This is a genomic window from Nocardiopsis coralli (assembly GCF_014892575.1).
GTDB classification, from domain to species: domain Bacteria; phylum Actinomycetota; class Actinomycetes; order Streptosporangiales; family Streptosporangiaceae; genus Nocardiopsis; species Nocardiopsis coralli.
In genome coordinates this window covers 88,310-100,920 of the sequence record NZ_JADBGI010000014.1, presented here as the reverse complement: position 1 = coordinate 100,920, position 12,611 = coordinate 88,310, and the positions used below count along the sequence as shown (strand labels likewise).

General features: G+C 72.0%; 12 protein-coding genes. 10 read left to right on the top strand and 2 right to left on the bottom strand.

Going from position 1 to position 12,611, the window contains the following annotated elements:
- Positions 1 to 45: 45 nt before the first annotated feature.
- From rpsM to IDM40_RS16775, 6 genes are all read left to right on the top strand, one after another.
- The gene (gene rpsM, locus IDM40_RS16800) at positions 46 to 426 is read left to right on the top strand and encodes a 30S ribosomal protein S13 (RefSeq protein ID WP_193122960.1); all 381 of its coding nucleotides are present in this window, start codon (positions 46 to 48) and stop codon (positions 424 to 426) included.
- Positions 427 to 492: 66 nt separating this feature from the next.
- Positions 493 to 897 (top strand): 30S ribosomal protein S11, encoded by a 405-nt coding sequence (gene rpsK, locus IDM40_RS16795; RefSeq protein ID WP_017615403.1) that lies wholly within the window; start codon positions 493 to 495, stop codon positions 895 to 897.
- A gap of 175 nt (positions 898 to 1,072) precedes the next feature.
- Entirely contained in the window at positions 1,073 to 2,095 is a 1,023-nt protein-coding gene (locus IDM40_RS16790; protein WP_193122959.1) for a DNA-directed RNA polymerase subunit alpha, read from the top strand.
- Between the two features lie 66 nt (positions 2,096 to 2,161).
- Positions 2,162 to 2,650 carry a 50S ribosomal protein L17 gene (rplQ, locus tag IDM40_RS16785; protein WP_193122958.1) on the top strand — a complete coding sequence of 163 codons (489 nt, stop codon included), beginning with the start codon at positions 2,162 to 2,164 and terminating at the stop codon, positions 2,648 to 2,650.
- Positions 2,651 to 2,752: 102 nt separating this feature from the next.
- On the top strand, positions 2,753 to 3,598 hold the full coding sequence (gene truA / locus IDM40_RS16780; protein ID WP_193122957.1) for a tRNA pseudouridine(38-40) synthase TruA: 846 nt from the start codon (positions 2,753 to 2,755) through the stop codon (positions 3,596 to 3,598).
- A 99-nt stretch (positions 3,599 to 3,697) separates the two neighbouring features.
- Complete coding sequence (locus IDM40_RS16775) at positions 3,698 to 4,651, top strand: aminoglycoside phosphotransferase family protein (protein WP_193122956.1); 954 nt, start codon at positions 3,698 to 3,700, stop codon at positions 4,649 to 4,651.
- Between the two features lie 61 nt (positions 4,652 to 4,712).
- On the opposite strand, the gene IDM40_RS16770 is transcribed toward IDM40_RS16775, so the two are convergent.
- On the bottom strand, positions 4,713 to 5,552 hold the full coding sequence (locus IDM40_RS16770; protein ID WP_328807043.1) for a hypothetical protein: 840 nt from the start codon (positions 5,550 to 5,552) through the stop codon (positions 4,713 to 4,715).
- Between the two features lie 2,804 nt (positions 5,553 to 8,356).
- Here IDM40_RS16770 and rplM point away from each other — a divergent pair.
- From rplM to IDM40_RS16750, 4 genes are all read left to right on the top strand, one after another.
- Positions 8,357 to 8,806, top strand: coding sequence for a 50S ribosomal protein L13 (gene rplM / locus IDM40_RS16765; protein WP_193122955.1), 450 nt, complete (start codon positions 8,357 to 8,359; stop codon positions 8,804 to 8,806).
- 38 nt (positions 8,807 to 8,844) lie between these two features.
- The gene (rpsI, locus tag IDM40_RS16760) at positions 8,845 to 9,354 is read left to right on the top strand and encodes a 30S ribosomal protein S9 (RefSeq protein WP_193122954.1); all 510 of its coding nucleotides are present in this window, start codon (positions 8,845 to 8,847) and stop codon (positions 9,352 to 9,354) included.
- 162 nt (positions 9,355 to 9,516) lie between these two features.
- Positions 9,517 to 10,854 carry a phosphoglucosamine mutase gene (gene glmM / locus IDM40_RS16755; protein ID WP_193122953.1) on the top strand — a complete coding sequence of 446 codons (1,338 nt, stop codon included), beginning with the start codon at positions 9,517 to 9,519 and terminating at the stop codon, positions 10,852 to 10,854.
- 115 nt (positions 10,855 to 10,969) lie between these two features.
- Positions 10,970 to 12,001 (top strand): ROK family glucokinase, encoded by a 1,032-nt coding sequence (locus IDM40_RS16750; protein WP_193122952.1) that lies wholly within the window; start codon positions 10,970 to 10,972, stop codon positions 11,999 to 12,001.
- Here IDM40_RS16750 and IDM40_RS16745 read toward each other — a convergent pair.
- Positions 11,986 to 12,594, bottom strand: coding sequence for a Uma2 family endonuclease (locus IDM40_RS16745; protein ID WP_193122951.1), 609 nt, complete (start codon positions 12,592 to 12,594; stop codon positions 11,986 to 11,988). The two genes, IDM40_RS16750 and IDM40_RS16745, sit on opposite strands and share 16 nt — an antisense overlap.
- Between the last annotated feature and the right edge of the window lie 17 nt (positions 12,595 to 12,611).

The window sequence follows — 12,611 nt, the reverse complement described above, 5'->3', positions numbered from 1 at the left end:
GACGGGTGCAGACCTCCGCACAAGCATGGATGGAGTATCGCCCACATGGCACGTATTGCCGGCGTGGACCTCCCCCGCGACAAGCGGGTGGAGATCGCTCTCACGTACGTCTACGGTGTCGGCCGCACGCGCGCGATCGAGACCCTGAAGAACACCGGTGTTGACGGCAACACCCGCATCTACGACCTCGCCGAGGAAGACCTCGTCAAGCTCCGCGAGTGGATCGAGAACACCTACCAGGTCGAGGGTGACCTCCGCCGCGAGGTGCAGGCCGACATCCGCCGCAAGATGGAGATCGGCAGCTTCCAGGGCTACCGTCACCGTCGCGGCCTGCCGGTCCGCGGCCAGCGCACGCAGACCAACGCGCGTACCCGCAAGGGCAAGAAGAAGACCGTGGCCGGCAAGAAGAAGGCCGGCAAGAAGTAGTCCGTTCGGACCGTCCACCGAGTCCGAGAACTGTCAACGGACCGATGATCTCTGGGAGTTTCGCCAATGCCGCCTAAGGGCCGTCAGGGTGCCGCGCGCAAGGTGCGCCGCAAGGAAAAGAAGAACATTGTCCACGGGCACGCTCACATCAAGAGCACGTTCAACAACACGGTCGTGACCATCACCGACCCGAACGGTGCCGTGATCTCGTGGGCCAGCTCCGGTCAGGTCGGCTTCAAGGGTTCGCGTAAGTCGACCCCCTACGCCGCTCAGATGGCCGCCGAGTCCGCCGCGCGCCGTGCCCAGGAGCACGGCGTCCGCAAGGTGGACGTGTTCGTCAAGGGCCCGGGGTCGGGCCGGGAGACCGCCATCCGTTCGCTGCAGGCGACCGGCCTGGAGGTCGGCTCCATTCAGGACGTCACCCCGGTTCCGCACAACGGCTGCCGTCCGCCCAAGCGCCGCCGGGTCTGATCCCGTTCCGGCGCCCGCGATCCTGCCCCGCGGGCGCCGTGCCGCGCTTGTTGGCCGCGCTCCTCTGACAGGGGCGCGAGCCGGGTAGGAATCCGGTCAACGGGCACCCGTCCGGTGGTGCCCGTCAGGTGGTCGTCAAATAGCGGGCGGCCATGTGGAAGGGAAGACACGGACCATGTTGATCGCACAGCGTCCCACGCTCACCGAGGAAGTCGCCTCGGACCTGCGCTCGAAGTTCGTCATCGAGCCGCTGGAGCCGGGCTTCGGCTACACCATCGGCAACTCGCTCCGGCGTACGTTGCTGTCCTCCATCCCCGGCGCGGCTGTCACGAGCATCCGCATCGAGGGCGTCGAGCACGAGTTCACCACCGTGCCCGGCGTGAAGGAGGACGTCACCGAGATGATCCTCAACCTCAAGGGCCTGGTCGTCAGCTCCGAGCACGACGAGCCCGTGCTGATGTACCTGCGCAAGCAGGGCCCCGGTGTGGTGACTGCCGCGGACATCGCTCCGCCGGCCGGTGTCGAGGTGCACAACCCCGACCTGCACATCGCCACGCTGAACGGCAAGGGCAAGCTCGAGATGGAGCTGACGGTCGAGCGCGGCCGCGGTTACGTCTCGGCGACGCAGAACAAGCAGCAGGGTCAGGAGATCGGGCGCATCCCGATCGACTCGATCTACTCGCCGGTGCTGCGTGTGACGTACAAGGTCGAGGCCACCCGTGTCGAGCAGCGCACCGACTTCGACCGCCTGATCGTCGACATCGAGACCAAGCCGGCCATCCGTCCCCGTGACGCCGTGGCCAGCGCGGGCAAGACCCTGGTCGAGCTGTTCGGTCTGGCGCGCGAGCTCAACGTCGACGCCGAGGGCATCGACATGGGCCCGTCGCCGACGGACGCCGCTCTGGCGGCCGACCTGGCGCTGCCGATCGAGGACCTCAACCTCACGGTCCGGTCCTACAACTGCCTCAAGCGTGAGGGCATCCACAGCGTCGGTGAGCTGGTTGCCCGCTCCGAGCAGGACCTGTTGGACATCCGCAACTTCGGTGCCAAGTCCATCGACGAGGTCAAGCAGAAGCTCGTCGACATGGGCCTGTCCCTGAAGGACTCCCCTCCCGGATTCGACCCCAGCTCCGCGGCCGATTCCTACGGCTCCGAGGACGACGAGGGCGAGTCCTTCGTCGAGACGGAGCAGTACTAGACCTTCGTCGCCCCAAGGTCCCCGGCCGAGTGCGGCCGTGGACCGCATCACTAGGAGAACGACACCATGCCCACGCCTACGAAGGGCGCCCGTCTGGGTTCCGGGCCCGCTCACGAGCGGCACATGCTGGCGAACCTCGCCGCGTCGCTGTTCACCCACGGCCGTATCCGCACCACGGAGACCAAGGCCAAGCGCCTGCGTCCCTACGCGGAGAAGCTGATCAGCCTCGCCAAGCGCGGTGACCTGCACGCCCGCCGCCAGGTGCTCGCCAAGATCACCGACAAGGCCGTCGTGCACGAGCTGTTCACGGAGATCGGTCCGCGCTTCGAGAACCGCCCCGGTGGTTACACGCGCATCACCAAGATCGGTCCGCGCAAGGGCGACAACGCCCCGATGGCCGTGATCGAGCTGGTCGAGGCCATGGCCGCCCCGGCTGCCCCGGCCGCTCCGGCCGAGCCCGCCGCCGAGGAGAAGGCGGAGGAGGCCCCCGCGGCCGAGGAGACCGCCGCCGAGGAGACCACCGAGGCCAAGGCCGAGGACTCCGAGAGCAAGTAGTGGTCAGGCCGTGCCCGGGCCTGCCCGGACACGGACCGCACACCGAGTGCCCGATCCCCGCGGGGGTCGGGCACTCGTCGTATCCGGGACTGGAGTCGTGCGATGGACGTGAACGAGATGACGGTCGGGGGCCCCGAGCTGGTGCGGGTGCGCTTCGACATCGCCTACGACGGCACCGACTTCTCCGGGTGGGCGAGGCAGCCGACGCAGCGGACCGTCCAGGGTGAGCTGGAGGACGCGCTCGCCAAGGTGCTGCGCCTGCCGTCGGTCTCGCTGACCTGTGCGGGGCGCACGGACTCGGGTGTGCACGCGCGCGGGCAGGTCGCCCAGGCCGACGTGCCGCTGGAGACGTGGGAGAACGAGGGCGAGCGGGTGCTGCGCCGGCTCGCGGGGGTGCTGCCCAAGGACGTGCGGGTGAGCGACGCGCGGGTGGCGCCGCCCGGGTTCGACGCGCGCTTCTCGCCGCTGTTCCGGCGCTACCTGTACCGGGTGAGCGACGCGCCCTACGGGGTTGACCCGCTGTGGCGGCGCGACGTGCTGTGGCACCGGCACCCGCTCGACGTGGAGCGGATGAACGCCGCCGCGGAGCATCTGCGGGGCGAGCACGACTTCGCGGCGTACTGCAAGAAACGGGACGGGGCGACGACGATCCGGGAGCTGCTGCACCTGTCGTGGGAGCGTGTGGACCGGCATCTGGTGCACGGGACCATCCAGGCCGACGCGTTCTGCCACAACATGGTGCGCGCGCTCGTGGGTGCGCTGCTCGCGGTCGGGGACGGCCGTCGCGGGGTCGAGTGGCCGGGGGAGGTTCTGCGGGCCGGTGTGCGCGATTCGTCGGTGCACGTGGTGGGTCCGCAGGGCCTGAGCCTGGAGGAGGTGCGCTACCCCGCGGACGAGGAGCTGGAGTCGCGGGCGTCGGCGACCCGGCGTGTGCGGGAGCTGCCGTAGGGCCCGGGGACGCTTCGACGGCGCATGAACACGTGCGCTCCGTACCGGCCCCGGGAAAAGGGCTTGGAGTGTGTCCGGGCGCGGGGTCATGCTGACCGGATGGAACTTCCGGACCTCGTACGACAACGCGCCACGCGGCTCGGTGCGGCCGGGACGGCCTGGCTGAACGGCCTCGAGGACCTCGTGGCCGAACTCGAGCAGCGCTGGGCGATCACGGTGGGACCGCCTCTGTCCGGCGGATCGGCGGCCTACGTGGCACGGGCGAGGGACGCCGAGGGCCGGGACGCCGTGCTCAAGATCGATCCCCCGGACCCTGAGCTGGGCACCTTCGACCGGGTGCACGTTCTCCGGACGGCCGGCGGTCGCGGCTACGTGCGCCTGCTCGCCGATGACGCGGAGCACCGCGCCCTGCTGCTCGAAGGACTGGGCGGCCCCCTGAGCCGGGCCGGCCTGTCACCCGAGCGGCAGATGGGGGTGCTCTGCGACGTGCTCGCCCAGGCGTGGCAGGTGCCCCGTCCGTCCGCCGCCACCCGGGAGCAGGCGCAGCGGAAGGCGGTGGAACTGGGTGCGCTGGTGTCCTCGCTCTGGGAGAAGCAGGATCGGCCGTGCCCCGAGCGTGTCGTGGACCTCGCCCTGGACTTCGCGGAACAGCGCCGGGCCGGTACCGCTCTCGAGGGGGCCGTCGTGGTGCACGGCGACCCGCACCCCGACAACGCGTTGCGGGTGCCGGTGCCCCGCGCCGGTGCACGGTCGGGCTACGTTCTGGTCGACCCCGACGGTTTCCTCGCGGACCCCGCCTACGACCTCGGGGTGGTGCTCCGGGGATGGTGCACCGAGCTTCTGTCGGGAAGCCCCGCCGACGCGGTCGTGAGGGCCCGCGGGTACTGCCGGCTGCTGGCGTCGCGTTCCGGCCTCGACGCGACCGCGATCTGGCAGTGGGGCTTCGTCGAGCGGGTGTCCAGCGGGCTGTACTTGCTGGAGCTCGGCGCCGGTGAGCTGGGTCGGCAGTACCTGGACTCCGCCGAACGCCTCGCCTCGGCGGAGCGTGCCTGAGGACGCCTGCGCTCCGTCCCGGGCGCTCGCTCGTGCCCGGGACGGAGCGGGGTCGTGTGCGCTAGGAGCGCTCCTCGGAGATGGACGTGTGGAGCTCCTCCAGGAACCCGTCGCTGACGCTGCGCAGCTCCTCCGCGTCCTCGGTCCCGTCCTCCGCCTCGGCGCCGTCGGTGCCGAGCGAGAACAGCACGTACCGGCCCCACGTGGCGCTGTTGCCGAACCCGCCGGCGTGGCCGAGTCCCTCGGCGGGGGTGCCCTCGTCACCGGCCAGACCGGCGAACCACTGCGCGGCGACCAGGTCCTGCTCGTCCAGCGCTGTGCCGGCCTGCTCCTCGGACGGCATCGCGGCGACACCGATGGTCACCGCGCGCCCGTCGTCCTCGTTCAGGTACGAGGCGCGCACCAGCTGCCGGCAGTCGTTGCCGCCCAGCACCTCGCCGTACTCCCCGTGGGCCCCGTCGGCGCACTCCTCGGTGTCGTCGACGGCGACCCGGTCGAAGTCGCCGTCGTAGTCGTCGGTGCCCAAGGACACGGACTCGGGGAAGAGCGCCTCGGGGTCGAGCGGGTCCGGGTCGTCGTCCTCGTGCCCGACGGTCGCCGCCTGAGCGTCACTGCCCGGGACCGACCCGCTCGAGGCGATGAAGTACGCACCGCCCGAGGCGGCGATGAGCAGGACCACGAAACCGGAGATCAGCAGGGCCTTGCGCTTGCGGGCGCCGGAGTCGTAGCGGTCGTGGCCCTCGTCCGCGTAGTCGTCGTACCCGTCGTAGTCGTCCATGCTCTGGACGTCGAACTGGGCCGTGTCGGCACCTGCGTCCTCGGGGACCTCGTCCCGGAAGAGCGGGCGGTTGTCCCCGCGTCCGGACGGCGGGACCGCGGAGAGGCTCTGGGTGGAGCCCACGGCCTCGGGCGGGAATATCGGTTCTTCGGGGGGCCTGTCACCCGGCCCGTGTGGCCCCTGGGGACCGTGCGGACCCTGCGGCGGACCTCCGGGGCCGCCCGGCCCCTGGGGTCCCCCGTGGGGCATGGGCGGCTGCCCGCCGGTCGGGCCGCCGGGGACGCCGGGCGGCGGTCCCTGTGGGCCACCCGGTCCCATGGGTGCGCCGGGCGGAACGGGCGGTCCGGCGGGGTATCCGGGCCCCTGGGGCCCGCCGGGGCCCATCGGCTGGTGCGGCCCGCTCGGGGCGCCGTGCGGCATGGGGGGCTGCGGTCCACTGGGGCCCGCGGGCGCACCCGGCCCGCCGGGGCCGGGGGGACCCTGCGGGGGACCGGGAGGCATGGGCTGCTGCCCGCCGCTCGGGGCCATGGGGGGACGTCCCTGCGGCGGTCCGGGGTGCGGCGGCTGCTGGGGCCCGCTCGGTGGGTGCGGGCCGGGGCCGCCCTGGGGTCCGCCGGGACCCATGGGGCCGTTGGGGCCCTGTGGTCCCTGGGGGCCTCCAGGACCCATGGGCCGGTGCGGGCCGCTCGGGGCGCCCCGGGGCGGCATCGGCGGCTGCTGGGGGCCGCTCGGGGCGTACGGGCCTTCCGGGCCGTTGGGCGCACCCGGGGGCACGGGGGTGTCGTGCCCGTCCGGTGTCGGAGCGTGGGGGCCGTGCGGTGTGTGCGGGCCGCTGGGGCCGTCGTGGCCCTCGGGGCCCGTGGGGCCGTTGGGATTCATGGGTTGGTGGGATCCGCTCGGGGTGTGGGGATTGCCGGGGCCATTGTGTCCCCCGGAGGGCATGGGGCCGTAGGGGCCTCCGGATGCGTCCGCAGGACCGACCGGGGCGTCGTGGCCCACGGGTCCGGCGGGTCCGGCGGGTCCGCCGGGGTGTGCGGGGTTTCGAGGGCCCGAGGGGCCACCGGGGGTACCTGCGGGGCCGGCCGACCGGTGTGCTTCGCCAGGGTCCGCGGGCCCAGCGGTGCCGCCGGGCGCGCTCGCGGGTGCCTGTGGAGCCCCCGGTGCGCTTCCCCACGGGGCCTGCGGGCCGCTGGATGCCCCGGGATGAGGCGGGGGTTCCGCGCCCCATGGGGTCTGCGGGCCGCTCGGAGCGGCGTTCTGTCCGCCCGTCCGCCCGTCGTCGTACGTGCCGGGAACACCTGGGCCTCCGGCGTGGGGGTCGCTGTGCCCGTGCTCGGTCTCGCCCGCGGCCGGACCGCCGAAGGAGGCGTCCTCGGACCTGCTCGACGGGGGCTGGGGGCCGCTGGGCGGCTGCGGGCCGGTCCCCACGTGCGGCTCATGGCCGAGGGGGGAGCGGGGCGCGCTGTGCGCGTCACCACCGGTCGCGGGTGCTCCGGCCCACGGTTCCCGGGGGCCGGCCGACCGGTGGTGATCACCGGGGGCTGCGGGGCCGGGCGCGCTCACGGGTGTCTGCGGCGCCCCCGGTGCGCTTCCCCACGGGGCCTGTGGTCCGCTCGGCGCTCCGGGGCGCCCGTCGTCGTGTGTGCCCGTGTCCGGTCCGCCGAACGTGGCGCCTTCGGCGCTGCTCCACGGGGTCTGAGCCCCGGTCCCGGGGGCACCCGGAACACCCGGACCCCCTGCGTGGGCGTCGCCGAGCGTGCTCGCGGGCGGTTCACCGAATGTGGCTCCTCCGCCATCCTGAGGCGGGGGTTCGGCACCCCAAGGGGCCTGTGGTCCGCCCGGAGCTCCGGGAAGCCCCGGAGCCTGGGTGCCGGCGTCGCCCTGCTCGCCGTCGATCCCGTCTGCGGCCGGTCCGCCGAACGTGGCGCCTCCGGCGCTGCTCCAGGGTGTCGGCGATCCTCCGGCCCCCGACGCGTCACCCGCGTACGCCCCGGGCTCGGGCGAATACGGGTTCGGGCCCGTCGGGTCGCTCCCGGTACCGTCCCAGGGTTCCTGCGGGCCGCTGGGTCCGCGGGCGTCGGGGGACAGGCTCTCCGGTGCATCGGCCCACGGGGGCCGCGGTGCGCCGTAGGTCTCCGGGCCGGGCAAGGGGTCATCGCCCGCGCCGGCGCCACTGTGACCGGACTCTCCACGGCCGAAGGCGTCCGGGGTCCCGAAACCCCACGCACCGGGCCCGTCGGCCGTGCGACCCTGGTGAGGGTCCCCGTCCGGGGTCCCCGCCGGTGCCTCGGGTTCTGAGCCCAGCAGGTCCCGGCCGTCACCGTCGTCCTGTCCGTCCGGACCGTTTCGCGGCGATTGCGGATGCGTACTGATGAGAGTCTCCGAAGTCTCCGAGGGTGGGACGGAAAGCGCCCGTGCGGTCCGACCGCAGGCGAGGGGCGCGATCGTGACGGGTGTCTCCGAAGGGATGTCAGCGCCCGTCGTACGGGGCGGAGACCGGCCTTTCGGTGCAAGGGTAACCAACGCACGGGCGGGGACAGGACGAAGCACTTCTGACGACAGGCATAATAAAAGGCGGAGAGGTCACGGACGTGGCTCCGAGTCCGTACCATGGTGTGCGGACGTGGTCCTGCCTGGGACACCTGGATCCGCTTTGACCGGCATCCGGGTAGCCGGGTAGGATGTTCCGTCGTTGTGCGTTGAGTTGCCGTGGGCCCCAGACATTGCGTCACAGGGAGCCGATCCACGCACCACCGTCTGCGCACTCATTACCGGGTCGTCCTGAAAATGGCATGGGACATCCGGCCCAGTGACGGCCCCGCAACCGCGGGGAGTTCCCGGCCCCGCGCCCGCGGGGGTGTTCCGTAAACGAGTCCACCATCCCTCCAGGGATGGGGCAGCCGACTGAAGAGCGAAGGCAAACGATCGTGCGCACATACAGCCCCAAAACTAGCGATGTCCAGCGTCAGTGGCACGTTGTCGACGCTACCGATCTCGTGCTCGGGCGTATGGCCAGCCAGGTTGCCACGCTGCTTCGGGGCAAGCACAAGCCCTACTACGCGCCCCACATCGACACCGGCGACTTCGTGATCGTCGTGAACGCCGACAAGGTCGCGCTGTCCGGTAAGAAGCTGGAGCAGAAGCGCGCGTACCGGCACTCCGGTTACCCCGGCGGTATGCGTTCGGTCTCCTACGCCGAGCTGCTGGAGAAGAACCCGGAGCGCGCCATCGAGAAGGCCGTCAAGGGCATGCTCCCCAACGGTTCCCTCGGGCGCCAGATGGCCAAGAAGCTCAAGGTGTACTCCGGTCCGGAGCACCCGCACCAGGCCCAGCAGCCGGTTCCGTTCGAGATCGGCAAGATCCAGCAGTCCGCCTAGGCGTTCGCGAGACTTTTACAGGAAGTACGAGGAGAACCGTGGTCGAGCCCACCGGCATCGAAGACGTCGAGCAGGAGTACGTCGAGAACCCGGAGGAATTCCCCTCCGAGTTCACCAGCGAGTCCGACGAGACCGTCGCCGCTTACGTCCCCACCGCGTCCGGCCCCAGCGCCGGCACCGGCCGTCGCAAGAAGGCGGTCGCCCGCGTCCGCATCGCGCCCGGCACGGGTGAGGTCAAGGTCAACGGCAAGACGCTCGAGGACTACTTCCCGGACAAGGTCCACCAGCAGACCATCAAGGAGCCGCTGGTCTCCCTCGGGTTCGACGGCGCCTACGACGTCTTCGCCAACCTGAACGGTGGCGGCCCGAGCGGTCAGGCCGGGGCCATGCGCCACGGCGTCGCCCGTGCGCTGTCCTCCCTGGACCCGGAGAACAACCGCCCGACCCTCAAGAAGGCCGGCTTCCTCACCCGCGACGACCGCGAGGTCGAGCGGAAGAAGGCCGGTCTCAAGAAGGCGCGCAAGGCTCCCCAGTTCTCCAAGCGCTGATGCTCTTTCGCCGGTTCCGTCCCGGCTGAGCTGTTGCCCGTACGTCGTCCCCGCTCACGGGGACGGCGTGCGGGTTTTTGCTGTATCCGGTGGCGTGTTTCGTGCCACCCCGAACTCTCCGGCGCCGACTAGGAGGCGCCGATCTCGAAAGGGGCTGACGCTGTGGCTCGGCTGTTCGGAACCGATGGTGTACGCGGTGTCGCGGGCCAGGACCTGACCGCTGCCCTCGCGCTGGACCTGTCCGTCGCGGCGGCGCGCGTTCTCACGGAGCGCCGCGAGGATCGACGACCCGTGGCGGTCGTGGGCCGTGACCCGCGCGCCTCCGGTGAGTTCCTCGAGGCCGCCGTCGTGGCCGGGCTCGCCAGCACCGGGGTCGACGTGGTGCGGGCGGGTGTCCTGCCGACGCCGGCCGTGGCGCACCTGACCGGTGAGCTCGGCGCCGACTTCGGCGTCATGCTCTCGGCCAGCCACAACCCCGCGCGCGACAACGGGATCAAGTTCTTCGCGGAGGGCGGCCAGAAGCTCGCCGACGCGCTCGAGGACGAGATCGAGGGCATGCTCGGCGTGCCCTCCAACCCGGCCGTGGGCGAGGACGTGGGCCGCGTCAGCGACGCCACCGACGGGGCCGAGCGCTACGTCGAGCACGTGGTGGGCTCCCTCAAGAACCGCCTCGACGGGATCAAGGTCGTCGTGGACTGCGCGCACGGCGCCTCCGCCACGGTCGCCCCCGAGGCGCTGCGCCGGGCGGGGGCCGAGGTCGTCACGATCGGCGACGCCCCCGACGGCCACAACATCAACCAGGGCTACGGCTCCACCCACCTGGACGCGCTCCAGGAGGCGGTGCGCCTGCACGGGGCCGACGCCGGCATCGCCAACGACGGTGACGCCGACCGCTGCCTGGCCGTGGACGCCGAGGGCCGGGTCGTGGACGGCGACCAGATCCTGGCGATCCTCGCGACCGAGCTCAAGGAAGCCGGCGAGCTGGCCGAGGACACCCTCGTGGTCACGGTCATGTCGAACCTGGGCCTGAAGCTGGCCATGCAGCGCGAGGGCATCACCGTGGCCGAGACGGCCGTCGGCGACCGCTACGTGCTCGAGGAGATGAAACGCGGCGGCTTCGGGCTCGGCGGTGAACAGTCCGGCCACGTGATCCTGCTGGACCACGCCACCACCGGCGACGGTGTGCTGACCGGCCTGCACCTGATGGCCGCCGTCGCACGCCGCGGCCAGGGGCTGGCGGAGCTGGCGAAGGTCATGACGCGTCTGCCGCAGGTGCTGGTCAACGTCCCGGACGTGGACCGCACCCGGGTGAACGACTCCGAGCGCCTGTGGGAGGCCGTGCGCGAGATCGAGGCCGAGCTGGGTGAGACCGGCAGGGTCCTGCTCCGCCCGAGCGGCACCGAGCCGAAGGTCCGTGTGATGGTCGAGGCCCCCGAGGAGGGGCAGGCCCGGGCCGCGGCGGACAAGCTCGCCGAGGTGGTGCGCACCGAACTGTCCTGACACGGGACACCGCAGGGACTGTGGAACGCGGCCGCACGGCTCCGGGGAGGGGCCGTGCGGCCGCGTCGTGTGCGGCCCCGGGGAGGGGCCGCGAGGTCGGGGGAAGGACAGGGGCATGGTCGCGGACACGTGGTTCGGTCAGGCGCTGACGGTCGGCGTCGACATCGGGGGCAGCAAGGTCTCGGCGGGTGTGGTCACGCCCCAGGGGCGGATCCTGGCGCGGGTGCGCACCGAGACCCCGCACCGCAGCAAGAGCCCCGAGGTGGTGGAGGAGACCGTCGCCGGGGTGGTCGAGGAGTTCCGGTCGGCGCACCCGGTGCGTGCGGTCGGTGTGGGCGCCGCCGGTTTCGTGGACGAGCACCGTGCCACGGTCCTGTTCGCGCCCCACCTGTCGTGGCGGGGTGAACCGCTGAAGGACGCGCTGACGGTGCGTCTCGGGTTGCCGGTGGTCGTGGAGAACGACGCGAACGCCGCCGCGTGGGCCGAGGCGGGCGTGGGCGCGGCCCAGGGCTCCGACGACGTCGTGGTGGTCAACCTGGGGACCGGTATCGGCGGGGCGGTCGTGCTCGGCGGAGCGCTGCACCGGGGGCGCTACGGGATGGCCGGGGAGTTCGGGCACATGACGGTGGTGCCGGGCGGCCACCGGTGCGAGTGCGGCAACCGCGGGTGCTGGGAGCAGTACGCGAGCGGGAACGCCCTGGCACGGGAGGCCCGTTCGCTGGTCGCGGCGGAGTCGCCGGTGGCCGGGGCGCTCACCGAGGCGGTCGGCGGTGATCCGGCGCTGATCTCCGGTGCGCTCGTGGGCGAGCTGGCGGCCAAGGGCGACCGGGCGTGCGTGGAGCTGATGGAGGACGCGGGGGAGTGGCTCGGCAGCGGCCTGGCCGATCTCGCCGCCGCCTTCGACCCGGAGGTCTTCGTCATCGGGGGCGGGGTGTCGGAGAACGGTGACCTGTTGCTGGGGCCCGCGCGCACGGCGTTCGAGCGCCGGCTCACGGGTCGCGGGTACCGGCCCGCCGCCCGGGTCGTGCCGGCCGCGCTCGGCAACGAGGCGGGCATCGTCGGAGCCGCTGACCTCGCGCGTGAAGGGCTGCCCCGCTGGCGCCAGGGCCGCCGCCAGCGCCGGCTGAGTTCCTACCGCCGCCGCTGACCCGGCCGCGCGGCCAGGGACGTCACGTCGAGGTCGATGGGGAAGGGCTGCTGGAGCTGCAGCCGCTTGCGGGCGACGGTGACCGGGACGTAACGGGGTTCCTTCGTCCCGTCGAGCTCGTAGACGTGGATGGCGGCATTGCCGTCCTCGTACTCCACACGCCAGAAGTGGGGGATCCCCGCTTGCGCGTATTTCATGGGTTTGGTCGTGCGGTCGCGGTCCTTGGATTCCTCGGAGACGATCTCGATGGCGATGAGGACCTCTTCGGGCAGGACATGGGTGTCAGCGTGCCACTCTTCCTCCCCGTCCGGGTCGTACCGGTAGACCACGAGGTCGGGTTCCGGGCGCTGTTGCTTGCCCAGCTTCACGGACAGTTCGTTGATGATGTCGACGTCGTCGGGCAGGAAATCGTACAGCTCTGCCTGGAGGCAGAACATGACCTTGCCGTGGAACTTCGTGTGTGGAGAGAGCAAGACGAGGGATCCATCGATGAGTTCCACTCGGGGGGCACCGGGTGGGAGGCGGTCGAGGTCATCTGCGGTCCAGCCGCCGGGCGGGGGCATGAACCAGTCGGGCAGCGGCTCTGCAGTCATCGAATCCTCCCGGGTCG